The 23,391-nt window shown below is 72.5% G+C and carries 24 protein-coding genes; 11 read left to right on the top strand and 13 right to left on the bottom strand.

Features of this window, described 5'->3' with window-relative positions; all coding sequences use genetic code 11:
- Positions 1-107: 107 nt before the first annotated feature.
- Genes ACQPZZ_RS19550 through trpB form a run of 3 tightly spaced genes read right to left on the bottom strand, consistent with a single transcriptional unit; the run spans position 108 to position 2,877 of the window.
- On the bottom strand, positions 108-863 hold the full coding sequence (locus ACQPZZ_RS19550; protein ID WP_432934019.1) for a GntR family transcriptional regulator: 756 nt from the start codon (positions 861-863) through the stop codon (positions 108-110).
- On the bottom strand, positions 860-1,675 hold the full coding sequence (gene trpA / locus ACQPZZ_RS19545; RefSeq protein ID WP_432934017.1) for a tryptophan synthase subunit alpha: 816 nt from the start codon (positions 1,673-1,675) through the stop codon (positions 860-862). Before trpA ends, ACQPZZ_RS19550 begins: the two co-directional genes overlap by 4 nt.
- Positions 1,672-2,877, bottom strand: coding sequence for a tryptophan synthase subunit beta (gene trpB, locus ACQPZZ_RS19540; RefSeq protein WP_432934015.1), 1,206 nt, complete (start codon positions 2,875-2,877; stop codon positions 1,672-1,674). Before trpB ends, trpA begins: the two co-directional genes overlap by 4 nt.
- Positions 2,878-3,011: 134 nt before the next feature.
- On the opposite strand from trpB, the gene ACQPZZ_RS19535 reads away from it, so the two are divergent.
- Genes ACQPZZ_RS19535 through ACQPZZ_RS19525 form a run of 3 tightly spaced genes read left to right on the top strand, consistent with a single transcriptional unit; the run spans position 3,012 to position 4,863 of the window.
- A complete protein-coding gene (locus ACQPZZ_RS19535) occupies positions 3,012-3,590 on the top strand; it encodes a PadR family transcriptional regulator (RefSeq protein ID WP_432934013.1) in 579 nt (192 codons plus the stop codon).
- The gene (locus ACQPZZ_RS19530) at positions 3,587-4,387 is read left to right on the top strand and encodes an NAD(P)H-binding protein (RefSeq protein ID WP_432934011.1); all 801 of its coding nucleotides are present in this window, start codon (positions 3,587-3,589) and stop codon (positions 4,385-4,387) included. The genes ACQPZZ_RS19535 and ACQPZZ_RS19530 overlap by 4 nt, the downstream gene beginning before the upstream one ends.
- Before the next feature lie 8 nt (positions 4,388-4,395).
- The gene (locus tag ACQPZZ_RS19525; protein ID WP_432934454.1) at positions 4,396-4,863 is read left to right on the top strand and encodes a hemerythrin domain-containing protein; all 468 of its coding nucleotides are present in this window, start codon (positions 4,396-4,398) and stop codon (positions 4,861-4,863) included.
- 1 nt (position 4,864) lies between these two features.
- On the opposite strand, the gene ACQPZZ_RS19520 is transcribed toward ACQPZZ_RS19525, so the two are convergent.
- On the bottom strand, positions 4,865-5,749 hold the full coding sequence (locus tag ACQPZZ_RS19520; protein ID WP_432934009.1) for a LysR family transcriptional regulator: 885 nt from the start codon (positions 5,747-5,749) through the stop codon (positions 4,865-4,867).
- Between the two features lie 125 nt (positions 5,750-5,874).
- On the opposite strand from ACQPZZ_RS19520, the gene ACQPZZ_RS19515 reads away from it, so the two are divergent.
- The 3 genes from ACQPZZ_RS19515 to ACQPZZ_RS19505 all read left to right on the top strand — a co-directional run bounded on the left by ACQPZZ_RS19515 (position 5,875) and on the right by ACQPZZ_RS19505 (position 9,514).
- The gene (locus tag ACQPZZ_RS19515; RefSeq protein ID WP_432934007.1) at positions 5,875-7,260 is read left to right on the top strand and encodes an MFS transporter; all 1,386 of its coding nucleotides are present in this window, start codon (positions 5,875-5,877) and stop codon (positions 7,258-7,260) included.
- A 34-nt stretch (positions 7,261-7,294) separates the two neighbouring features.
- Positions 7,295-8,092: a 2-phosphosulfolactate phosphatase gene (locus ACQPZZ_RS19510; RefSeq protein WP_432934005.1), complete on the top strand. Its 798-nt coding sequence runs from the start codon at positions 7,295-7,297 to the stop codon at positions 8,090-8,092.
- 210 nt (positions 8,093-8,302) lie between these two features.
- On the top strand, positions 8,303-9,514 hold the full coding sequence (locus tag ACQPZZ_RS19505) for an ATP-binding protein (protein ID WP_432934004.1): 1,212 nt from the start codon (positions 8,303-8,305) through the stop codon (positions 9,512-9,514).
- A gap of 29 nt (positions 9,515-9,543) precedes the next feature.
- Here ACQPZZ_RS19505 and ACQPZZ_RS19500 read toward each other — a convergent pair whose 3' ends face one another.
- The 4 genes from ACQPZZ_RS19500 to ACQPZZ_RS19485 form a co-directional block, all read right to left on the bottom strand.
- The gene (locus tag ACQPZZ_RS19500; RefSeq protein WP_432934002.1) at positions 9,544-10,515 is read right to left on the bottom strand and encodes a sigma-70 family RNA polymerase sigma factor; all 972 of its coding nucleotides are present in this window, start codon (positions 10,513-10,515) and stop codon (positions 9,544-9,546) included.
- On the bottom strand, positions 10,505-11,731 hold the full coding sequence (locus ACQPZZ_RS19495; protein ID WP_432934000.1) for an NAD(P)/FAD-dependent oxidoreductase: 1,227 nt from the start codon (positions 11,729-11,731) through the stop codon (positions 10,505-10,507). Before ACQPZZ_RS19495 ends, ACQPZZ_RS19500 begins: the two co-directional genes overlap by 11 nt.
- Positions 11,732-11,933: 202 nt before the next feature.
- The gene (locus ACQPZZ_RS19490) at positions 11,934-13,130 is read right to left on the bottom strand and encodes a hypothetical protein (RefSeq protein WP_432933998.1); all 1,197 of its coding nucleotides are present in this window, start codon (positions 13,128-13,130) and stop codon (positions 11,934-11,936) included.
- 247 nt (positions 13,131-13,377) lie between these two features.
- Entirely contained in the window at positions 13,378-14,982 is a 1,605-nt protein-coding gene (locus ACQPZZ_RS19485) for an MFS transporter (protein ID WP_432933997.1), read from the bottom strand.
- 209 nt (positions 14,983-15,191) lie between these two features.
- Here ACQPZZ_RS19485 and ACQPZZ_RS19480 point away from each other — a divergent pair, with 209 nt between their 5' ends.
- Positions 15,192-15,785, top strand: coding sequence for a helix-turn-helix domain-containing protein (locus ACQPZZ_RS19480; RefSeq protein ID WP_432933995.1), 594 nt, complete (start codon positions 15,192-15,194; stop codon positions 15,783-15,785).
- Between the two features lie 134 nt (positions 15,786-15,919).
- Positions 15,920-16,771, top strand: a complete 852-nt coding sequence (locus ACQPZZ_RS19475; protein WP_432933993.1) for a class I SAM-dependent methyltransferase — start codon at positions 15,920-15,922, stop codon at positions 16,769-16,771.
- A gap of 28 nt (positions 16,772-16,799) precedes the next feature.
- Here the strand turns inward: ACQPZZ_RS19475 and ACQPZZ_RS19470 are convergent, their stop codons facing one another.
- From ACQPZZ_RS19470 to ACQPZZ_RS19460, 3 genes are all read right to left on the bottom strand, one after another.
- Positions 16,800-17,195: a DUF1062 domain-containing protein gene (locus ACQPZZ_RS19470; protein ID WP_432934452.1), complete on the bottom strand. Its 396-nt coding sequence runs from the start codon at positions 17,193-17,195 to the stop codon at positions 16,800-16,802.
- A gap of 178 nt (positions 17,196-17,373) precedes the next feature.
- Entirely contained in the window at positions 17,374-18,111 is a 738-nt protein-coding gene (locus ACQPZZ_RS19465; protein ID WP_432933991.1) for a VOC family protein, read from the bottom strand.
- Between the two features lie 9 nt (positions 18,112-18,120).
- Positions 18,121-19,164, bottom strand: a complete 1,044-nt coding sequence (locus ACQPZZ_RS19460) for a hypothetical protein (RefSeq protein ID WP_432933989.1) — start codon at positions 19,162-19,164, stop codon at positions 18,121-18,123.
- A gap of 132 nt (positions 19,165-19,296) precedes the next feature.
- On the opposite strand from ACQPZZ_RS19460, the gene ACQPZZ_RS19455 reads away from it, so the two are divergent.
- Together ACQPZZ_RS19455 and ACQPZZ_RS19450 are read left to right on the top strand one after the other, a co-directional pair.
- Positions 19,297-20,505: a sensor histidine kinase gene (locus ACQPZZ_RS19455; protein WP_432933987.1), complete on the top strand. Its 1,209-nt coding sequence runs from the start codon at positions 19,297-19,299 to the stop codon at positions 20,503-20,505.
- A complete protein-coding gene (locus ACQPZZ_RS19450) occupies positions 20,493-21,155 on the top strand; it encodes a response regulator transcription factor (protein WP_432933985.1) in 663 nt (220 codons plus the stop codon). The genes ACQPZZ_RS19455 and ACQPZZ_RS19450 overlap by 13 nt, the downstream gene beginning before the upstream one ends.
- A gap of 60 nt (positions 21,156-21,215) precedes the next feature.
- On the opposite strand, the gene ACQPZZ_RS19445 is transcribed toward ACQPZZ_RS19450, so the two are convergent.
- Positions 21,216-21,701 (bottom strand): FBP domain-containing protein, encoded by a 486-nt coding sequence (locus ACQPZZ_RS19445; RefSeq protein WP_363637816.1) that lies wholly within the window; start codon positions 21,699-21,701, stop codon positions 21,216-21,218.
- A gap of 83 nt (positions 21,702-21,784) precedes the next feature.
- Here ACQPZZ_RS19445 and ACQPZZ_RS19440 point away from each other — a divergent pair, with 83 nt between their 5' ends.
- On the top strand, positions 21,785-22,384 hold the full coding sequence (locus tag ACQPZZ_RS19440) for a TetR/AcrR family transcriptional regulator (protein WP_432933983.1): 600 nt from the start codon (positions 21,785-21,787) through the stop codon (positions 22,382-22,384).
- Positions 22,385-22,433: 49 nt separating this feature from the next.
- On the opposite strand, the gene ACQPZZ_RS19435 is transcribed toward ACQPZZ_RS19440, so the two are convergent.
- Positions 22,434-23,372, bottom strand: coding sequence for an RNA polymerase sigma-70 factor (locus ACQPZZ_RS19435; protein ID WP_432934451.1), 939 nt, complete (start codon positions 23,370-23,372; stop codon positions 22,434-22,436).
- Between the last annotated feature and the right edge of the window lie 19 nt (positions 23,373-23,391).

Raw genomic sequence — 23,391 nt, 5'->3', positions numbered from 1 at the left:
CCTCTGGCGGCGTCACGGTCAGCTGCAAGCTACAAGTCCGAGCATCGGCCCGTCCAATCCTTTCCCGCCACGGCCGAGGCGTCATCGGCGTGTGCGGCGGGAGGTTGTCAGCTGGTGGGGCCCCAGGTGAGAGACAGGCCGGTGGCGGCGCGTTCGGTGCGGATCTCCATCATGCTGCCGAGGATGGTGGCGTGGTCGGACACCACGGGGGTGGCGTCGAGGGTGTAGGTGATCCGGGTGCTGAGGAGCACCGGACCGCCCTGCGGCTCGTGCAGGTGGCGGGCGGCGGCGGGGCCGAGCAGACCGGGCCGGACCACCTCCGACGCCCGGGCGACCGCCACCCCCGCGTCGGCGAGGGCCGTGTAGAGGGAGACGGCGGTGAAGTCGCGGTCGCGGATCTGGTCGGCCACCGGCCGCCGGACCCAGGACACCTGGTGCACGGCGGGACGTCCCGCGAACTCGCGGACCCGCTCCAGCCGCAGGGCGGTGTCGCCGGGACGCAGCCGCAGCTCCGCGGCGATCGGGGCGGGGGCCCGGCGCACCGCCCGCCCGACCACCTCGGTGCGCACGTCGTGGCCCTGTTTACGCAGGTCGTCGACCAGGCTGCGGAGCGAGTCGAGCTGGTACGACAGATGGGGCGGGGCGACGAACGTGCCCCTGCCGGGCTGCTGCACGATCAGCCTCTCGTCGCTGAGCTCCCGCAACGCCTGCCGCAGCGTCATGAGGGTCACCCCGTAGGAGGCGCTCAGCTCCCGTTGCGGCGGCAGGGCCTCCCCGGGGGCGTAGTGTCCCGACCGGATCTTCGCGGCGAGGTCGGCGGCGATGGCGCGGTATCTCGCCTCGTGCCCGGCGTCGGGGGTCATCGTGGTCGGTCACACTCCTGGTCGAGGGCTCGCCGCAGGGCCGCGAGGAAGGTCCGCAGGTCGTCCGGCCCGGCCCCGTCGAGCACCCGCCGCATGACGGCGGCGCCGACCACCACGCCGTCGGCGTGCCGGCGGGCTTCGCGTGCCTGGTCCGGGGTGGAAACGCCAAATCCTAGCAAGACCGGCCGGTCGGTCACGCGCCTGATCCGCTCGGTGAGCTCCGCCGCCGAAGCGGCGAGGGCGGCCCGCTCACCGGTGGTGCCCATCACCGACACCGCGTAGACGAAGCCGCGACTACGGCCCGCGATCTCCGCCAGCCGCGGCTGCGGCGTCGCCGGCGACGCCAGCAGGACCAGTTCGATCCCCGCGGCGGCGGCCACGTCCGTCAGCTCGTCCGCCTCGTGCACGGGCAGGTCGGGCACGATCAGGCCGTCGACGCCGGCCCCGCGCAGCGCGGCGCAGAACGCCGCGGGGCCGTCGTGCAGCACCAGGTTGTAGTAGGTGCTGACGACCAGCGGGACGCCCAGGTCCGGCATACCGGACAGGTCGGCGAGGATCCGGCGGGTGCTCGCCCCCCGCGCCAGTGCCGTGTCGCCTGCCTGCTGGATGGTGACGCCGTCCAGCGTGGGGTCGGAGAAGGGCAGGCCGACCTCGATCGCGTCCGCTCCCGCGGCGGCGAACGCCCGCAGGTAGTCCGTCCAGCCGGGCGTGATCCCGCCGGTGACGTACGGCATGAGCAGGCCGCGGCCGGCGTCCCGGCGGGCACGCAGGTGGCGCTCGACCGCGCCCGGGGCCAGGGTGGAGTTCGTCACAGCAGCTCCTTCAGGGTTGAGACGTCCTTGTCGCCCCGGCCGGACAACGTCATCATCACCGTGGCTCCCGCGGGCAACTCGCCGTCGCCCGCCGCGCGGATCACCCAGGCGAGGGCGTGCGCCGATTCGAGCGCCGGGACGATGCCTTCGGCACGCGCCAGCCGTACCGCCGCGCCGACGGCCTCGTCGTCGGTCACTGTGACGTAGCGGGCCCGGCCGAGATCGCGCAGGTAGGCGTGCTCCGGGCCGACTCCCGGGTAGTCGAGCCCGGCGGCGATGGAGTGCGCCTGAACGATCTGCCCGTCGTCGTCCTGCAGGAACAGCGAGCGGCAGCCGTGCAGGACGCCCAGCCGGCCGCGGGTCGCCCCCGCGCCGCCGTCCGCCTCGACACCGACCAGGCGCGCCGGGGTGTCGGCGAATCCGGCGAACGTGCCCGCCGCGTTGGAGCCGCCGCCGACGCACGCGACCACGTGGTCCGGCACGCCGGTCCGCAGCTCGGCGGCGCACTGCCCGCGGGCCTCGTCGCCGATGACCCGCTGGAACTCCCTGACCATCCACGGGTAGGGATCCGGCCCGAGGACCGAGCCGATGCAGTAGTGGGAGTCGCCGGTCGCGCCCACCCAGTGCCGCATGGCCTCGCTCGTCGCGTCCTTGAGGGTGCGGCTGCCCGTGGTCACCGGGACCACCTCGGCGCCCAGCATGCGCATCCGGAAGACGTTCAGCGCCTGCCGCTCGATGTCGCGCTCGCCCATGAACACCGTGGCCTCCAGTCCGAGCAGCGCGGCGGCGGTCGCGGTGGCCACCCCGTGCTGGCCCGCCCCCGTCTCGGCGATCAGCCTGCGCCGTCCCATCCGGGTGGCCAGCAGGGCCTGGCCCAGCACATTGTTGATCTTGTGGGATCCGGTGTGGGTGAGATCCTCGCGTTTGAGGTACAGCCGCACGCCCAGCGTCTCCGACAACCGGCGGGCCGGTGTGAGCGGTGTCGGCCGCCCGGCGTGCACGGCGAGCAGCCGCGCCAGGGCGCCGCGGAACCCCGGATCCACCCAGGCCTCCCGGAACGCCTCGTCCACCTCGCGGCACGCCTCCACCAGGGACTCCGGCGCGTACCGTCCGCCGTACTCGCCGAATCGGCCAGGTGTCTGAGGCTCGCCCATCGTCCCGTCCAGCGGGACCGGCTCACTCCACGGCAGCACGTCTCGCATGCCATCCTCCGATTGTTCTATAACTCTATGAAGAGTTCTATAACAGTGAGTGTCGCATGGACGGCACCGGCGCGCCACCATGGGTGCGCTACTCGTGTTTGACTAGTCGGCGCTAGTCGTGTTTGAGTAGTCGCGTGAGTGACGCACGCATGTTCGTGCTCGGCGCCCTGCTGCACGGTCCGATGCACGGGCATCAGATCCGCCGGCAGGCGCAACTGGACCGCACCGAGCTGTGGACCGACATCAAGGTGGGCTCGCTGTACGGCGCATTGCACCGGCTGGTCGCCGAGGGGGCGATCGAGGTGGTCCGCACCGAGCAGGCGGCGGGTCCGGCACGGACGGTGTACGCGCTCACCCCGACCGGCCGCGAGGAGTTCATCGCGCTGCGCGACCGCACGCTGCGCGAGGTGCGGCTGCGGCCCGACCCGGTGGACCTCGCGCTGCACTACGCCGCCGACCTGCCGGAAGAGGACCTCCGGGCACTGATAGAAGACCGGCGTGACGCGCTGATCGCCCGGCTGACGGCCTGGCGGCACCAGCGCGAGCAGGCCGAGCCCTACCTGCGCGGCCTGGAGCCGATGACCTTCGATCACACCACGGCACGCCTGCAGGCCGAGATCGCCTGGCACGAGAGCCTGCTGGAGCAGCTACCGAAACTGCTCGCCGCGCGCGATCACGGCGAAGCGCCGACAGCGGAAGGACGGCGGGAATGATTCTCGTGACAGGAGCGACCGGTCTGGTCGGGCGACGCCTCGTCACCACGCTTCGCGAGGATGGTGCCGAGGTGCGCGCGCTCAGCCGTCACCCCGAAACCGCGGACCTGCCGCCCGGGGTGCGGGCGGTGGGCGGTGACCTGGGCGAGCCGGCGTCGCTGGCGCCGGCGTTGACCGGCGTGGAAGCGGTGTATCTGTTCTCCGCCGGCCGGGCGGCCGGCGGGTTCGCCGCGGCCGCCGCGCGTGCCGGGGTCAAGCGGATCGTGGTGGTGTCCGGACTCGACGACGACCCCGCCGGCGTGGAGCGGCCGCTCGCCGACGCCGGGCTGGAGTGGACTCATCTGCGGCCCAACGCGTACGCCTCCAACGCCCTGCGGCACTGGGGCGGCATGATCCGGCACCAGGGCGCGGTGCGTGCCCCGTACCCGGACGCGGCGACCGCACCCGTCCATGAGGCCGACCTCGCCGCCGTCGCCGCGGTCACGCTGAGGGGCGGCCACGCGGGCCGGCGATACTCGCTCACCGGGCCGCAGTCGCTCACCTTCCGCGAGCAGGTCGCCATCCTCGCCCGCGCGCTGGGCCGTGAGCTCTCCTTCGTCGAGGAGACTCCGGAGCAGGCCCGCGAGCGGATGGCCCGCTACGGCATGCCGCGTTCCGTCGTCGACGAGCTCCTGGCCATGTGGGCCGCCACCGTGGGAGTGCCCGCCACCGTGTCATCTGCCGTCGAGCGGCTCACCGGGCTGCCCGCCCGGGGGTTCGCGCAGTGGGCCGACGAGCACGCAGACGACTTCCGCTGAGAACCGTGATGCTGCGCAACCGCATCTTCGCCTGGCACCGGGAGTTGCAGGACGTGCACCACCGCCTGGAAAAGACGCTGGAGGACGCCCGCAGGGCCATCCGCTCCGGCGAACGCGCCCAGAGCCTCGAACCCGAGCTTCGCGACTTCTGCTACACCTTCTGCTCGGCCCTGGGCAGCCATCACCGCAGTGAGGACAGCGACTTCTTCCCGGCCTTGCTGCAGCAGATGCCCGAGCTGGAGCCCACGATCGCCCGCCTGGGGCGCGAGCACGAGGTCCTCGCGCGCCTCCTCGCCGACTTCCGCCTGAGCCTCGACGATCCGCAAACGTCACCGCAGCAGCTCTTTCGGCAGATCAACGACATCAAGGCCGCGATGAAGGCACATTTCGGTTTTGAGGAAGGCTCCCTGAACCAGGCACTGCATGCTCTCGATGCCCCGAAGAGCGACAGGAGCCGCATGCTCGGCGACCTCTGACTCAACGGCCCGCGGCGCTGGCGTACAGGACCTCCCGCATGCCGGGAAGGGCCTCGCGGTCGGCCCGCCACACCAGGCGCAGGCTCAGACCGGGGACGTCGAGCGCGAGCCGGGCGAGGGCGCCGGCGGCGACCCGATCGGCGACCGCGAACCACGGCAGCAGGGTGATCCCGAGGCCACGCTCGGCCCAGGCCCGCATGACGGGCACGCCCCCCGCCCGCACCCGCTCCACCCGGTCGCCCAGCAGGCGCTCCCCCGCCAGCCACAACGAGCAGGCGGGCACGTTTACCAGCAGCCGCTGGCCGTACAGGTCCTCCTCGCGCAGCCGCGACGCGGCGGCCAGCGGATGATCGGGTGCGGCGACCAGCGCGAGCGGCACGGGATCGAGGTCGAGGAAGGCAAGCGGAGTGTCCGGCGCGCCGAAGCCGAGCCCGCCGACGTCTTCTCCGGTGTCCAGCAGCAGCGCCGCGTCGAGGTCCGCGGCGGCGACCGCGTTCAGGAGTCGGTCGCGGACGCCGTCCGACCGCACCTCGACCACGAGGTCGGGCCGGCGCTCGGCCAGCCGGGACAGAACCTCGGGCACGTGCACGGCCGCGATCGTCTCCAGGGCGCCCAGCCGCAGCACCGGGCGCGTACCGGCCACGTCGCGTCTGGCCTGGTCGGCCTGGTCGAGCAGGCGGCGCGCCCAGCCGCGCAGCCGCTCGCCCGCCGCGGTCAGGCGCATCCCCCGGGGTCCCCGGTCGAACAGCGCGACCCCGAGGTCCCGTTCCAGCCTCCTGATCTGCTCCGACACCGACGACGGCGCCAGATCCAGGGCGACGGCGGCGTCGGTGACCGTGCGATGAGTCACAACCGCCTCGAAGGTGCGCAGCTGCCGCAGTTCCATGCCGCAGCGAACAGGCCGGGAGCGTTCGGTTATTCCGAACGCTCCCTGCGGCCGGGCCGGTGGAGCCCGTACGGCGGCCGGCTCCACAGTGAGGCCCAGGTTGATTCACCTTCCTGGAGATTCTCATGACGATCACAGCCTCTCCCCCGGCCGCGCCGGCCCGGGCCCGCGCGCTGGCCGGGATCGCGCTCGGCTATTTCATGGTGCTGCTCGACACCACCGTCGTGTCGGTCGCCGAGCCCGATCTCGCGCGTTCCTTCGGCGGAGCGGGCGTCGCGGGGCTGCAGTGGGCCGTGACCGGCTACACCCTCGTGTTCGGCGCGGCGCTGCTGACCGCCGGGTCGGTGGCCGACCGGTACGGCGCGCACCGCGTGTTCCGGGCGGCGGTCACCGCGTTCGGCCTGGGCAGCCTGCTGACCGCGCTCGCACCGTCACTGTGGGCGCTGGTCGGGCTGCGGGCGCTGCTCGGCCTGGCCGCCGCGGGCTGCGTCCCCGCGTCCATGGCCATGATCACCCGGTTGTATCCGGTGCCCGCAGAACGAGCCCGGGCCGTGGCCGTCTGGGCGGCGACCAGCGGCGCCGCGCTCGTCGCCGGCCCGGTGGCCGGCGGGGCGCTGACCGATCTGGCGGGCTGGCGGGCGATTTTCCTGATCAACGTGCCGCTCGCCGCCGTCACCCTCGCGCTCACCGCCGTGCCCGCCGTGCGCTGCCCGCGCGGCGACCGGCGGATCGACTGGACCGGCCAGATCCTGGCCTGCGCCGCGGTGGCGCTGCTGACCGACACGCTGATCGCCCTCGGCGCCCGATCCCTCGTCCACGCCGCCTGGTCGGCGGGCGCAACGGTGCCGGCGGTGTGCGCCTTCGCCGTACGGGAGCGGCGCGGCCACGCGCCGGTTCTGGCGCCCGCCGTGCTCCGCGCGCCCGGTGTGCCCGCCGCGCTGCTGGCGGGCGCTGCGGTCAACTTCGCGATGAGCGGGGTGCTGTTCGTGCTGCCGCTGCTGTTCCAGCAGGCGCTCGGCCTGACTCCGGGGCAGATCGGAGCGGCGCTCCTGCCCATGACGCTGCCCTTCGCCGTCAATCCGCTGCTCACCGGCAGGCTCGTGGCCAGGTCAGGGCCGCGGCCGCCGGTGCTGGCGGGGCTCGTCCTGCTCACGGCGGGCGGCGTCGCGTTCGGCGCGGCCTTCCGGGCGGGCGCCTCCTACCCGTTCCTGCTGGCCGGTCTGGTCGCCACCGGCTTCGGTGTGTCGTTCGCGCTGCCCGCGCTGGCCACCCTGGTCGTGACCGCGGCTCCCGAGGGCGCCGCCGGCGCGGCCGGTGGGCTGCTCAACGCGGCCCGGCAGTGCGGCGCCACGATCGGCGTCGCCGTGACGGGGGCGTTCGTCGCCCTCGGCGTTCCCGATCAGGGACACCGCGGCGCGGCGTACGCGCTGATCGTGCCGGCGGTGGTGTGCGCCGCGGCGGCCGTCGCCGTCGCACGGACGTCCCGGAGGGCCCGGCCGCCCGCCGGTTGAGGCGGGGTGGGCCCCTGCTCAGCTCCTGCCGAAGGTGACGGTTATCGGCGGCCGCCCGGCTCTGCGGGCCGGCCGCCGGAAGGACGGCACCTGGCCGGACCTCGCGCCGGGCATGCGCGATCATGACCGGATGGACACTCGTTTCCTCGGCATCGCCGAGCTGGCCGAAGCCCCGTCCGCGGCGGTCGTGGTCGACGTCATGCGCGCCTTCACCGTGGCTGCCTGGGCCTTCGCCCGGGGGGCGGAGAAAATCGTCCTCGCCGAGTCGCTGGACGAAGCCCTGGCGCTCAAGGCGCGCCACCCGGACTGGGTGGCGATCAAGGACGGTCCGCCGGCGACCGGGTTCGACACCGTCAACTCGCCGGGCCTGCTGCGGTCTGCCGACCTCGGCGGGCGGACCGTTGTGCAGAAGACCACCGCAGGGACGGTCGGCGCCCTCGCGGTCAAGGAGGCGTCGCTCGTGCTGTGCGCCGGCTTCGTGGTGGCGGAGGCGACGGCTCGGCTTCTGCGCACACGCGAATGCGGCAGTGTCACGTTCGTGGTCACCGGCGACGACGGGCGCGCCGATGAGGATCTGGCGTGCGCTCAGTACATCGCGCGCAGGGCCACCGGGGCCGGGGCGGATGCGTCCGAGTTCCTCGGCCGAGCCGGCGAGTCGCGCGCCGCCGCCGAGTTGGCGGAGGGCGTGCGCCAAGGAGCCCATCCTGACGACGTCGCACTCTGTCTTGAACTCGACCGGTTCCCCTTCGCCATGGTGGCGGCCGTTGAGGACTCGTTCATGGTCCTCCGCCCGTGCGCCGTGCCCCCGCCGACCGGCGACGCTTCGACCTGACCGCCGGTGCGGCCCGCCGTACGAGACGGTGGACGGTCCTCGTGATGGCTGCGGGCGTGTGCATCTGCTTTTCCGTCACCCTTCGGCGGCGTCCCCCGGTGACACGCGGCCTCATGGGCATAGGAGACAACACGGCCGCCGGACGCGCGGCCGGGAGTCTTGCGGACTGGCTGGGGCCGGAAGACAAGGTGCGGGAAAGGCACCGTGGTCATGAGGTCAGAGATCGACTATGAAGCGGTGTTCCGGGCCGGTCAGGCCCCGTCGGCGGTGCTGACCCCGGCTTTCGTCCTGGTCGACGTGAACGACGGTTTCCTGAAGACGCACGGGCGCGATCGCGACGCCTTCGTCGGCCGCGGCCTCTTCGACGTCTTCCCGCCCAATCCCGCCGCGCCGGAGGACTCCGAGCAGCAGGGGGCGCCGGCACTGCGAGCCGCCCTGGAACAGGTGCTGACCACCGGGCGCCGCGACTTCGTTCCGCTGCAGAGGTACGACGTCGAGGCGGTGGACCGGCCCGGGGTGTTCGAGGAGCGGTATTGGAGCACGGTCCTCACTCCCGTTCCCGGCCCGTACGGCCAGGTCAGATGGATCGTCCTCAGCACCGAGGAGGTCACCGACCTCGTCCGCGCGCTGCGCCGCGCCGGCGCGGACGGAGACGAGGGAGGCGGGAACGACTCCCTGACCCTGCAGTTGCGGACCCTCAACGACCAGCTCAGGCAGGCGCACCGGGAACAGCGCGAGACGACCTCGGCGCTGCGCGAGGCCATCGAACGGCAGCGGCGGCTGGTCTACGACGCCTCCCACGACCTGCGCAACCCCATCACCGGCCTGCTGACCGAGCTGGAGGTCGCGCTGTCCGACCCCGGTTGCGACCTGCACCGGCTCCTGCGCAAGCTGCTGCGCGACGCCGAGCGGCTCAACGACATCGTGGCCGACCTGCTCGACCTGGCCCGGCTGGACAATCGGGCCCCCGAGGACAACCGCCTGATCGACCTCGCCGACTTCGTCACCGAGGAACTGGACCGCCGCACCCCCTCCGCGGCCGTCCTCACCCGCCTCGATACGCACGTGTGCGTGCGCGCGTCGGCGATCCGCCTCGCCCGCCTGCTGAGCAACCTGATGACCAACGCCGAGCGGCACAGTCACACCAAGATCGAGGTGGTCGTCACCGCCGACCCGCCCGACGCCGTCCTGGAGGTCGTCGACGACGGTCCCGGCATCCCGCCGGAGGACCGCGAACGCGTCTTCGAACGCCGTTACCGGCGAGAGGAGGCACGCCTACGGGATCCCGGCGGGTCAGGGCTCGGCCTGTCCATCGCGCGGGAGATCGCCCAGGAGCACGGGGGCCGGTTGTACGCCGCCGAGCAGAACGGCGGTGCCCGTCTCGTCCTGCGTCTGCCCCTCGCCGCCGAGCCGCGCACGTGAGAAAGGACCGCGAACAGCACGGCGCCGGGTCACCACTGGCTGATAAGCGGCGTGTCCGGTCCACGCTGCCGCCAGGCCTCGGTGAGGCGGACGAGGCGGGCGGGGGCGGCGATGCCGCGCACGGTTGCGATCCTGCCTCCTGCGATGTCGAACGTCACGGCGCCGATGACCTGGTCGCCGATCACGAAGAGGATGGCGGGGGCGCCGTTGACGAGCGCGTAGTGGACGGCGGGCGTGCCGCCGGCGAATCGCCGCTTCGCGGGCGTGGGTGTGAAGCCGGCTCGCGCGACGGCGGCGATGCGTTGCGGAGTGTCGTACCGCAGCAGCGTCTCGGCCAGGCCCGCGCCGTCGGAGATCGCGATCGCGTCGTCGGTGAGCAGCGCCACCAGCCGTTCGGTGCGGCCCGAGGAGGCGGCGGCGAAGAATTCCTCGACCACCCTGCGGGCGGATGCCGGGTCGATCTCGCCGCCGCGGCGCCCGGCGGCGAGACGGCGCCGGGCCCGGTGGAGGTGCTGCTGGCTCGCGGCCTCGGTGATGTCGAGGATCTCTGCGATCTCAGCGTGGCTGTAGGAGAACGCCTCGCGCAGGACGTAGACGGCCCGCTCGAGGGGCGGCAGGCGCTCCATGAGCGTCAGCACGGCCAGGGAGACCGATTCGCGCTGCCCGAACGAGTCGGCCGGGCCGAGCATCGGATCGCCGTCGAGGAGCGGTTCGGGCAGCCAGGCGCCGGCGGCGCGTTCGCGGCGGGCCCGCGCCGAGCGGAGCCGGTCGAGGCACAGGTTGGTGACGACCTTGGTCAGCCATGCTTCCGGCACCTTGATCCGACGCCGGTCCACGGCCTGCCAGTGCAGGAACGCGTCCTGCACGGCGTCCTCGGCGTCGGCCGCGGAGCCCAGCAGCCGGTAGGCCAGTGAGGCCAGCCGGTTCCGGCTGCCCTCGAAGCGTCCGGTGTCGAAGCGATCCGTGGCGGCGCTGTCCTCGTGGACCACCTCAGGTGGCAACGCGACCGCCCTCGCGGTGGGCGGCCGACTTCCCGGCGGTCGCGTCCGGCGCGGCGGCCAGGTGGTGCTTGCGTTTGGGCATGCCGAAGGTCGGGTGCATGGTGGCCCACAGCGACATCGTGACGATGCCCGCCTTGACCCGCGCGGCCTTCCGGCCGCTTATGAACTTCGGCTTCGCCTGCCCTTCGTCGTCGACCATCTGCAGGATTCCGTCCCGCCGCCCGAGGCTGATGTGGTTGTACGTGTAGACCAGCTTGCTGTTCGAGATCTCACGGCCGGTCAGGCGTCCCACGATCGCCTCGATCGCCTGCCGGCCGGTGTAGCCGGCCGAGGCGCAGGACATCGGCAGGGGCCGGCCGTTGTCACCGACGGCGTAGGCGCTGTCGCCGATGGCGTAGACGTTGGGGTGCGAGACCGACCGCATGGTGCGATCGACGACGATCTGACCGTTCTCGGTGACTTCCAGCCCGCCGGCGGCGGCGATGGGGGCGACCGCGAACCCGGCCGTCCACACAGTCGCCTCGGACGCCAGGACGGTGCCGTCGGCGCACAGCACACGCGTCGCTTCGACGGCTGTGACGCCGGTGTGCTCCAGAACGATGATGCCCAGCCGGTCGCAGGCCTGGCGCAGGTGGCTGCGGGCCCCTGCGGAGAGCCGGGCGCCCAACTCGCCGCGAGCGACCAGCGTCACCGACAGGCCGGGCCGGGATTCGGCGATCTCGGTGGCGGTCTCGATGCCGGTCAACCCGTCGCCGACGACCACCACGCGCCCGCCTTCGCCCCGCCTGCCCAGGCGGTCCGGGCGGTCCGGGCGGTCCGGGCGGTCCGGGCGGTCCAGGCTGTCCAGGCACTCGCGCAGGCGCAGCGCCGAGGGCCTGGCGGCGACGTCGAAGGCGTGCTCGGCCGCGCCGGGTACGCCGCGGACGTCGCCGTGACTGCCGAGCGCGTAGACAAGCGTGTCGTAGCCGAGCTCGCCGCCGCCGTCGGTGTCGGCCACGGTGACGACCCGCCGCTCGGGATCGACGGCGGTGACGCGGGCCACGCGCAGTCGTATCTCCGTGCCCGCGAAGACGTCGGCGAGCTTCGGCTGCACGAAGTCGGGCACGGTGTTGACCACGGTGATCTCGATGCCCGCCGGGGACAGCCGGCGGGCCAGGGTCCCGGCCGCGTAGGCCCCGGCATAGCCGGCCCCGAGGACGACGATGCGGTGCTTCATGCGACGCTCCTGTCGGTTCGCTTGCTCTCGGTGACATGAGCGGAGCAGCGCCTCGATTGCTGACAGGAACCGCATGTGGCATGGGTCACACAGCGGCAGGAGCGTCGCCCGGCCATGCTCGCGACGTCGAGGCGGCGCAGATGGGCCGAGCCGAACGAGGTGATCCGTGCGGCCGGCGTCCGAACAGCGAGAGGACGATGCGTCACGACCCGGGCGGGGGTTCTGGCGCCTCCTGGCGCAGCCGAAGCTCGGCGGCGACCGCGCGTTCGCGCAGCTGGGCCGCCTCGGACCGGGCCACGTCGAGCTGCGCGCGCAGGTCGGCCAGCCGGGCCCGTTCCAGCGCCAGCTCCGCCTGGACGCGCTCCCGCTCCGCGGCGGCGTCCCGGGCGTGCCGCTCGGCCCGTCCCGCCGCCGCGTCCGCCGCTCCGGCGCGCGCCTCGGCCTGCGCCGCCTCCGCGCGCACCCGGGCGGCCTCCGCGACGGCCTGCTCGCGAGCGGTTTCCGCCGCCTCGGCCCGGGCCAGCGCCCGGTCACGCTCGTCATGGGCCTGCGCCACGGCCCGGTCGCGTTCGGCCTCGGCGCGCGCGACCACGCGGTCGCGTTCGGCCTCGGCCGCCTGGGCGCGGGCGAGGGCGGCGGCGCTGGACTGCTCGGCCTCACGGTGCGCACGGCGGGCCAGCTCCGCCTCCGCACGCGCCGCCCGCGCGTCGGCCTGCGCCGCGTCACGTTCCCGCACGGCCTGGTCGGCCTGCTCCCGCGCCAGGCCGACCTCGGCCGCGGCCCGGTCCACCCGCTCGGCCAGTTCTCGTACGGCCTGCTCGCGGGCGGTCTCGGCGACCTCGGCGCGGCGGGTGGCCTGGTCGGCCTCCTGCCTGGCGCGGCGTTCGGTGCTCGCCGCCTCCCGCAGGGCGGCCAGCGCCTGCTCGCGGGCGGTCTCCGCGTCGGCGAAGGCCGTGTCGCGCTCGGCGTAGGCCTCCTCCATCCGGCGGCGGGCATTCTCCGCTTCCCCGCGGGCCTCCTCGGCGGCCTCGCGGGCCAGCCGCACCTGCTCCAGCGCCTGCTCACGCTCGGCGCGGGCGATGGCGACGCTCGTGTGCGCCTCGGCCTGGATCGCGCTCAGTTTCGCCTCGACCCCCGCGGGGCTGAGCTCCTGGGCGAGCACCGTTGCGAGCGGCTCGATCGCCGCCGCCAGGCCTTTCTCCATGCGCTCGTACAGGTCCTCCACCCGTGCGAGCGCGCCCTCCAGGCCCGGTGTGGCACGGCGCAGCTCCCGCTCCCTCTTGGCCGCCGCCTGGCAGTCACCGTCCGGGCAGTACTCCCGCGGCCTGCCCCGCCGTACCGGCTGCTCTATGGGGGCGCCGCAGTGCTTGCACGCGGTGATCGTCACGGAGCTCGTCACGGCGGCTCAGCATAGCCAATTTCTGATTTTCTGGAAATAGAAAATAGAAAATATTCATCCGTTGCGTGCTGGCGCCGTCCGGATAACTTGGGAGATGGGTAATTCTCGCAAGCTATCCGAACGCCTCGGGTTCCGCCGCCGTGATCGGCTTTGAGAGCGTCGGCACCAGCGGCCCTTCGGGGCCGCGAGCACGTGCTGGGCACCCGGCCACCGGCCCGACAAGGCCCTGCGCGAGCCGGTTCAGCTCTTACGCGCTCACCTGGGGGTGGCGGTCTTCTGGGGTTTTCTCATCGCCCGCCGACGTGGAGAGCTTGTTCCGCGGACCGCGGGCGGCGATGTAGACGAACAAGACGCCCATGACGACGACTCCTGCCCACATGGCCTGCTGCCAGCCGTCGACGAAGGACTGACGGGCGGCGTCGACCAGCGCCCGCGCGTGGGAGCCGGCAGTGCCCGCGGCCTCGATGGCGTTGGCGACGCCCTGGCGTGCGGCGTCCGCCGCGCCTTGAGGGATGCCGCCGAGCCTGTCCTCGATGGCACTGCGGTAACCACTCGCCAGGAGGGCGCCGAGCAGGGCGACGCCGAGTGCGGTGCCGAACTCGCGGGTGATGTCGTTGAGCGCGGAGGCGACACCCTGCTTCTCTCGCGACAGGGCACTGGTTATGGCCTCGGTGGAGGGGGCCATCGACAGGCCCATGCCGATGCCCATGGCGAGCATGCCGGGCAGGATGGACAGATAGCCGCCGTCGACGGAAACGATGCCGGCGATGAGGGCCAGACCGGCGCCGAACAACGCGATCCCCGCCGCCATGGTCGAGCGGGCGCCGACACGCGCGGCCAGCTTGTGCGCCAAGCCGGAGGTCATCATCATCAGCACGGCCATGGGCATCATCGCCAAAGTGGACAGCAGTCCCGACCAGCCGAGGACGGCTTGCAGGAACGGGAAGAGGACCACGAAGACACCGGCCTGGACACCGAAGACCACCAGCAGTGTGACGGAGCCGCCGGCCAGGCCGCGCTCGCGGAAGAGGCGCACATCCAGCAGGGATGCGTCCCCGCGGCGCAACTCCCAGGCCACGAAGAAGATCAGGGCCACCAGACCGGCGATGAGACTGATCAGAGCGACAGGGTCGCTCCAGCCGCGCTCCGGGCCTTCCTGCAGGACGAAGATGAGGCCCACCACGGCGACGACGGAGGCCAGTGCGCCCATGGTGTCGAAGGAGTGCCCGGAGCGCTCGCGAGAGTTGGGCACGGACCGCATCATGCCGAGCGAGACGACGACAAGGACGACGGGCAGCACGAACAGCCACCGCCAGTCCCCCACGTCCACGAGCAGGGCGGAGAGGAACATGCCGATGATGCCGCCGCCTCCGGCGACGCCGGTCCACACGCCGATCGCCTTTCCACGCTGCTCGTCCGGGAAGGTCGAGGTGATCACAGCGAGGGTGATCGGCATGATCACCGCAGCGCCCACACCGCTGAGCACGCGGGCGGCGATCATGACCTCAGACGACGGGGCCAGGCCCGCCAACGCGCTGGCGATTCCGAAGATGCTCAGCCCGGTGATCAGCATGGGCTTGCGGCCCAGCCGGTCACCGATCGCGCCGAGCGGAAGCAGCAGCGCGGCCAGAGTGAGGGTGTAGATGTTGATGATCCACAGGATCATGGTCTGTGAGGCGCCGAATTCGACGGCCATGGCAGGCTGGGCGACGTTCAACCCGGTCACCGAGGCGATGACCGCCATCAACGCGACACAGACGGCGATCAGGATGGTGCGCAGTCGGCGCGCGTCCGGCGCGCCCCTGCCTATTGCCTCGGCGGTTGCCCCCTGTACGGACTGGTTCGTGCTCATGAATTCCTCTCGAAAAGGCAGGTCAAAGGGCAGTTGAGGTCCGCGCCACGACGATGAGCCGGGGAAGGCGCCCGCGTGCCGGACGCGCCAGGAAGACGGCGTCCTCGGCGACGCACGCCGATCGGGGTGCGGAAGTCGGCCCTACCGGATCAGGGCCGTCTAGGTGCGACGATATCCGCGCCTTGCATCAACGGCATAGGCTGTTGCCTATGAAGCAAGAAGATGAGGGTCTGGACAGCCTCGTACGCAAGCGCATCCGCGCCCTGCGGGTCGCACAGGGTTGGTCGCTGGAAGAGCTGGCCACCCGTGCCCGGCTCAGCCAGTCCTCGCTGAGCCGCATCGAGAACGGCCAGCGCCGTCTCGCGCTGGATCAGCTGGTCACCCTCGCCCGCGCCCTCGACACCTCCCTCGACCAGCTGGTCGAGACCGCCGCCGACGACGTCGTCACCAGTCCGATGATCGATGGCACTCACGGCGTGATGCGCTGGCCGATCAAGAGTGACCCCGGCATGACCGTGATGCGTCAGCGCATGACCGAGCCCCCGCCCGACAATCCCGCCCGCATTCGCGCCCACCCGGGCCGGGAATGGCTTGTCGTCCTGTCCGGCACGGCGATCCTCATGCTGGGCCACCGCCGCTTCCGCCTCGAAGCCAATCAGGCCGCCGAGTTCCCCACGATGATGCCGCACGCCATCGGCGCCGAAGGCGGACCGTGCGAGATCCTGGGCATCTTCGACCGTGACGCGCGGCGCGGCCACCAGCGCGAGGACGGCGGCCGGGATGCCCGAGAGGGCGGTGACTGATGGTGCGACAGGTGCCCGGTGCTGCTGGACGGTGCACGGATGCGTCTTGCGTGCCCGGCAGCGCCGGCGGCCATTTTCTTGCGCGATACGAAAGGTGTTATGCCAGGGGCGCATAGACTTCGTAATGTGACGTCATGACCCGAACACACCTGCACACCAGCCACGACCACAAGCAGGGCGCCGGCGGCCAAGAGGAGATCCTCGACCTGGACGCGGAAGTCCTCGCCGAGCACCTCGCCGCCATCACCGAGTGGCTGCCCCTGACCGCCGGCCCGCGTCATATCGTGGACGTGGGCTGCGGCACCGGAGCGGGCACCTTCGCACTCCTCGAACGCTTCCCGGAGGCACACGTCACAGCCGTCGACACCGCACCCGGGCACCTGCAGCGCCTGCAGGAGAAGGCGTGCGCCCGTGACATGAGTGACCGCGTGCACGTCGTGCAGGCCGACCTCGACGACGCCGACTGGCCCGACCTCGGCACGCCCGACCTCGTATGGGCGTCGGCCTCGATGCACCACATGGCCGACCCCGAGCGTGTCATACGCAACGTCCACGACCTGCTCGCGCCCGGCGGCCTGTTCGCCGTCGTCGAACTGGCCGGCTTCCCCCGTTTCCTGCCCGCCGGCGCACCCGAGGACCGGCCCGGCCTGGAAGAGCGCTGTCACGCCGCGACCGGCCACCTTCACGCCGAACACATGCCCCACCGCGGCGCCGACTGGGGGCCGATGCTGACCGGCGCCGGATTCGCCCTCGATGGCACACACACCATCACCGTGCACATCGAGGGCTCCCGCAACGAGGCGATCGGCCGCTACGCCCTCAGCGCCCTGCGGCGCATCCGTGGCGCCGCCGTCCAGGCGCTCTCGCCCGAAGACCTCGCCGCGCTCGACCGGCTGCTCGACACCGGCAGCCCGCACAGCATCCTGCGCCGCGGCGACCTCGCCGTACGCACCGAACGCACCGTCTGGGCCGCCCGCCGCACCTGAGCTCACCGAGTGCGCAGACGTGCATCGTCTAGTCTCCGGCCATCACGGTGAAGGTGAAGCCGGTGCTCCTTGGACGGCGCAGCGAGATGTCGCACTTGATCCGGCGCAGCACTTCGTTCCTGCTGAAGCCGAGACCTTCCGCGATGAGCCGTTCCGGGCGCACCGGTACCGGATCCTCGAAGACGACCTCCACCTGCACCGGCCACGCCTCGTCGAGCCATGGCGACGGGGTGTCCAGCCGCCAGGCCGCCGTCCAGTCCAGGGTGAAGCGGTTGCGCCGGGCGAGCAGCGGATCCAGCAGCCTGGACGCCACCAGTTCCGGATCGTTGACGCGGTAGCCGTGAAGTGCACGGGCAGCCCGGCAGAGCCGACGGAACGGTCGGCTGGTGAATGAGCGGAAGAAGGTGTCAGATCTGAAGAGCAGGCGGGGTCACGCGGTCTTGTCCTCTGTCCTCACTACGACGGGCAGCAGGCAACGTACGGGAAGCAGAAGTAGGGTTCAACCGGTTTACCGGCCGCAGCGTCGTCAGTGCGACCGCGATGCAGTGGCGAAGGTGACGCCGTCGGCGGTGCCCACGACGAGGACCGGCAGGGCTCCGCGTTCAGAGCGGGGTGAGGACGCAGAACTCGTTGCCTTCGGGGTCGGCGAGGACGACCCACGGGACGTCGCCCTGGCCGACGTCGGCGGGTGTCGCGCCGAGGGTCTGCAGCCGGGCCGCCTCCGCCGCCTGGTCGTCACCGGGGTACGGCCGCAGATCGAGGTGGACGCGGTTCCACACGGTCTTCACGTCGGGCGTGCGGAGGAACTCCAGATACGGCCCGACGCCCTTGGCCGAGCGCAGCACCCCGTGGTCGTCGGTCACCTCGTGCAGGGTCCAGTCCATCGCCTCGCCCCAGAACCTGGCCATGGCCCGCGGATCGGCGCAGTCGACCACCACCGCGGCGATCGGACCGGTGTCCCGGTAGATCTCCCGGGGCTCCAGCACGCAGAACTCGTTGCCCTCCGGGTCGGCGAGAACGACCCACGGCACGTCGCCCTGGCCCACGTCGGCGGGCGTCGCGCCGAGTCCCCGGAGGCGTGCGACGAGGTCGGCCTGGTGGGCCGCGGAGGTGGTGGCGAGGTCGACGTGCACGCGGTTCTTCACCGTCTTGGGTTTCGGATCGCGGACGACGTCGATGCAGACGGCGGCGGGGTCGGGATAGACGAAGCCCTCGGGTTCGAGGTTGGTCACGCCGGGCCCCTCGCTGGAGATGCCCCAGCCGAGTGCCTGCGCCCAGAACCGGCCGACCGCGGCATCGTCCCCGGCTTTCATGTGAATCTGCACGAGCCTCGTTGCCATCCACCGATCCTATGCCCGCGGCCGCCCGCGGAGATCGCGGTCCCCATGCCGCGGGGATGGACGACCAGCAGCAGCCGCTCGGCCGCTGTATCGGCCCAGTACAGCCAGCAGACACGCCATGACCACGCCGACGGCCGCCAGGCCGGCGCGGTCGGCCGCCGTGTCGGTGTTCGAGATCAGGCCGAAGGCGGTGTGGGCGACCAGGGCGCCGGAGGCCAGAGCGAGGCTGTGCCGGTCCGTCCACAGGCCGCCGGCTGTCCAGCGGCGCAGGAGCCACGCGGCGGCCACCGCCAGGGCGGCGGCGGCCGCCATGGGCACGACCACCCACCCGCCGTGAGTGAAGGCGGGCTGGGTCGCGCCGCCGAAGGGGAACAGCGCCGCCAGGTATACGAAGGCGGCCACGGCGCCGAACACCCCGGCCGCCGCGGGTGCGGGCGGCGTGATCGAGGGCCTTCCCGCAGAGGCCTTCAGCCGCAGCCCCGCCGCCACCAGCAGGGCCACGGCGGCCGCGCAGCCCGCGAGGATCGCCGGTCGCGCCTGGTAGCCGGGGTCGATGGAGGTTACTACCGTCACTCGCAGCAGCAACGCGCCGAGGACGAAGACCGTCCCGGCCAGCCAGGTGCCGAGCCTGCCCAGGTAGGGCCGGTCGCGCAGGGAGGGGACGATCAGGTCGGTCAGGAGGATCGGGATCGCGGCGCTGAAGACCGCGTGGTAGGGGATCTGCAGCTCGGTGTACGCGCTGTTCAGGCCCATTATCCGGGGCGCCCACCCGGCGGCGCCGTAGATCGTGGGGCTGCTCAGCGCCTGCAGCGCCAGACCTTCCTCGACGATGCCGTAGGCGGCGCCGAGCAGCAGCACCCCGGTCCAGCCCGTCCCGGCCCGCCGCACCAGCTCGCGCACCAGGACGACGCCGGCGCCGTATATCGGGATCCACAGCAGCAGGAGCCCGGCCATGCGCAGCGGCGGGTTGCCGAGGGTGAACTCGGCCACGAGCGGTGTGATCACCGCGAGCAGCAGTGCGGCCCGGCGGCCGCGCGTCTTGTTCGCTGTCATGGGGTCAGCGTGTGCCGCACACCCCGCCCGCGTCTGCCGCCCCGGGTCCTGCCCGTGGCAACCCAGGTGACAATCCGGCGTCGACTTTGGACGCTGCCGCCGGTGGGCCCGCCGTCGTTACGCTGGGCGTCCGTGACGGCAGACGTACGGCCGGGCCCTGTGAGGACCCGGCGGGACCGGGCGATCCGGGCGGGGGGTGTCGCCTGCGCGCTGGCCGCGGCGGCGGTCGTCGTGCGAGGCGACCTCGGCGCGGCTCCCGGCTGGTATCTGGTCGCGGACGTGTCCTGCGGCGCGGCGGCGTGCGCGGCGCTGTGGGTGACACGCCGGTGGCCGGCCACCACCGCGCTGGCGGCCGTGGCGCTGGCGGTGCCCGCGGCCTCGGCGTCGGTCGCGGCCGGCATCGCCACCCTGATGACCGCCCTCTACCGGCGCTCGGCCGTCGCGATCGGGGTGGGCGCCGCCTGGGTGGCGGCGATGCTGGCCCGGTTCTGGCTGCGGCCGCCCGGGCTGGCGCCGTACCCGGTGTGGGCGCTGGTCGCGGTGCTGTTCGGGGTGGCGCTGACCGGATGGGGGATGCTGGCGCGGGCCCGCCGCCAGCTGGTGCTGTCACTGGCGGAGCGGCTGCGCCGGGCCGAGGAGGAGCAGCGGCGACGCGTCGAGCAGGCCCGCCACGCCGAACGCCTGGCCATCGCCCGCGAGATGCACGACGTGCTGGCGCACCGGCTGTCGCTGCTGGCGCTGCACGCCGGGGCGCTGGCGTTCAACGCGCGGGCCGACCCCGCCGAGGTGGTCGAGGCGGCCGCGGTGATGCGCACCAGCGCGCACCAGGCGTTGCAGGAGCTGCGTCAGGTCATCTCGGTCCTGCGCGAGGCGCCCGTCCTGGCCGCACTCGACCTGCCGGCCCTGCTCGATGAGGTACGGCAGGCGGGTGTGCGGGTCGAGATGTACGACGGCGGCGTGCGCCTGTCCGATCTGCCGGGTGCGACGGCGCGGGCCGCCTACCGGATCGTCCAGGAAGGCCTCACCAACGCCCGCAAACACGCCCCCGGCCTACCGGTGACCGTACGCCTCGACGGCGGCCCCGGCCGGGGGCTGGCCATCGAGGTGCGCAACCCGGTCGCGGCGTCCGCCGCCGGTGCAGCGGCGGACCTCCTCGCGGGCGAGGGCGCCGGCCTGGCCGGGATACGGGAACGCGCCGAGCTGGCGGGCGGCCGGGTGGAGCAGGCCGGAGCGGAAAAGGACACGGCGGAGAAAGACACGGTGGAGAAGGCCAAAGTGGAGCAGGCCGGGGCGGAGAAGAGTGAGTTCCGCCTGGCGGTCTGGCTACCATGGCCGGGGTGAGCGCCATACGCGTGCTGGTCGTGGACGACGATCCGCTCGTCAGGGCGGGTCTGACGCTGATGCTCAGGGGCGCCGACGAGCTCGTCGTGGTGGGCGGCGTGGCCGACGGCGCCGACGTCGGAGCCGCGGTCGACGCGCACGCGCCCGATGTGGTGCTCATGGACATCCGGATGCCGGGCCTGAACGGGATCGACGCCACCCGGCTGCTGCGGCGGCGCCCCGCCCCTCCCCACGTCATCATGCTGACCACGTTCGACGCCGACGAGCACGTCTTCGGCGCGCTGCGCGCCGGGGCCAGCGGGTTCCTGCTCAAGGACACCCCGCCGGAGGGCATCGTGGAGGCGGTCCTCCGGGTCGCCGCGGGTGAACCGATCCTGTCCCCGGGGGTGACCCGGCGCCTGATCGCCCACCTGGCGCCGGAGGCGGAGGACCGCCGCCGCGACGAGGCGCGCAGGCTGCTGTCCAGGCTCAGCGACCGCGAGCGCGAGGTCGCCGCCGCGGTCGGCCGGGGCAGGTCCAACGCGGACATCGCGGCCGAGCTCCACATGAGCGTCGGCACGGTGAAGAGTTACATCTCGCGCATCCTCGCCAAGACCGATCTGGACAATCGCGTCCAGCTCGCCCTCATCGCCCACGACAATCGGCTCTAGCCAGGCGCGTCAGGGCCCGCGGCGCCCCGCGCACGGGTCCTCGCGGGCAGACAGCGGGCATCAGGCAGTCACCTTCTGGAGGAAGTCGCGCACGTTGGCCACGGTCCTGCTGATCTTCTCTTCGAGCGTGAGCGACTCGGGCATCCGCCCGCCGGGCCCGACGTCCTTCTTGCCGCGCAGATAAAGGGAGCAGGCCAGGTCGGTGCAGACGTAGACGCCGACGGAGTTGCCGCTGCCGGCGGCACGCCGGGCGGTCATCAGCGACACGCCGTCGCCCGTGTGCGTGGTCAGGCAGAGCGAACACATGCTGCGCCGCACATGCCCGGCATTGGAAGTGGCCCGGCGTAGCGCCACCCCGACCAACCGGTCGCCCTGATCGGCGACCAGGTACGCCCGGCCCGGCGACGCGAGATCCTGCCAGCCCAGGAAGTCGAGGTCGTCCCAGGGACGCGCGTCCAGGTCCCTCGGTACGGCGAGGCGTTTGGCCTCACCCTTGGTGCAGTTGACGAACGAGGCGCGAATGTCGCGCTCGGCGATCGGTTTCATAGGAACGAAGCTATCCCCTATCGATTCCAGTCGCAATCAATTAAGCTTTTGCCTAGGATCTCTAGGAAGCGGAAGGGCAATCGATGGCACGTGCGGGGGTGACGGCCGAGCGGCTGATCGAGGCGGCGGCGGACCTGGCCGACGAGGTGGGGCTGGAGAACCTGACGATCTCAGAGCTGGCGCGAAGGTTCGGCGTCAAGGACGCCAGCCTCTACTCCCACATCAGAAACGCGCACGAGCTGCGGGTCCGGGTGGCCGGGCTGGCCCTGGCCGAGCTCGCCGACCGGGCCGCGGCGTCGCTGGCCGGGCGGGCGGGCAAGGACGCGCTGGTCGCCTTTGCCGGCACCTACCGCGACTACGCCAGAAAACACCCGGGCAGGTACACGGCGATGCAGACCGACCTCGACCCGAAGAGCCCGGAGGCGAGCGCGGCCCGGCGGCACTCGGACATGACGCGGGCGATCCTGCGCGGCTACGCACTCGCGGAGCCCGACCAGACCGATGCGGTCCGCATGCTGGGCAGCGTTTTCCACGGGTTCGTCAGCCTGGAGATGGCAGGGGGCTTCCGCCATCATTCACGAGCCGCCGACGAGTCCTGGAGCAGGATGCTCGACACGATCGACGTCGCCCTGCGCAACTGGCCGGCCCCGCGTACGGAGTCAGGTTCGAGCCGCGAAGCCTGACCGCGCGTCGCGACGCGGGCGTGCGAGTGGTCGCGGGTCGTTTCCGGCCTCAGCGGCTCAGCACGGTCTCCCGCTCCACATGTGAGAGCTTCTCGGGATTGCGTACGAAGTAGAGCCCGGTGACGAGACCGGTCTCGACCCGCATCGCCAGGACACCGTCGATCTCGCCGTCGATCCGCAGGAGGAGACCCGGCCAGCCGTTGACCTGCACCGGCTCGACCGACACCCCGGCGCCGAACTTGACCACGCCGGCCGCCAGCAGGCGGGCCACCTTGCCGGCCCCCGCGACGGGCCGCGGCACGGCGCGCTTGAGTCCGCCTCCGTCCGTCAGGAGGACGACGTCGGGGGCGAGGACGTCGAGCAGGCCCTGCAGGTCGCCGGTCTCGACCGCCCGCTGGAACGCCTGGAGGGCGTCGCGGGTCTCGGCCGGGGTGACGACGTCGCGCGGCCGGCGGGCGGCGACGTGTGACCGCGCCCGGTGGGCGATCTGACGGACCGCGGCCGGGCTCTTGCCCACGGCGTCGGCGATCTCGTCGTACCCGAGATCGAACACCTCCCGCAGCACGAACACCGCCCGTTCGGTCGGGTGCAGAGTCTCCAGCACCAGCAGCATCGCCATCGAGACGCTGTCGGCCAGCTCGACGTCCTCGGCCACGTCGGGTGTCGTCAGCAGCGGCTCGGGCAACCAGGGTCCGATGTAGGACTCCCTGCGCCGGCCGAGCGTACGCAGCCGGCTCAGCGCCTGGCGTGTGGTGATCCGCACGAGGTACGCACGCCGATCCCCCACCGTGTCCAGGTCGACCCCCGCCCATCGCAGCCAGGTCTCCTGCAGGACGTCCTCGGCGTCGGCGGCCGAGCCGAGCATCTCGTAGGCCACGGTGAACAGCAGGTTGCGATGGGCGACGAACGCCTCGGTGGCGGAGTCCGTCCGGCCGCCCTCCCCGAGCGGCACAGCCGTGCCTGTGGTCCGCTCGCCGCACTCGGTCATCGCCGGCTCCCCCGTCATC

Source organism: Microbispora sp. CA-135349 (assembly GCF_050947365.1).
Classification (GTDB): domain Bacteria; phylum Actinomycetota; class Actinomycetes; order Streptosporangiales; family Streptosporangiaceae; genus Microbispora.
Note: the sequence above shows the minus strand (reverse complement) of the source record. Positions and strands in the feature narration are given on the sequence as shown.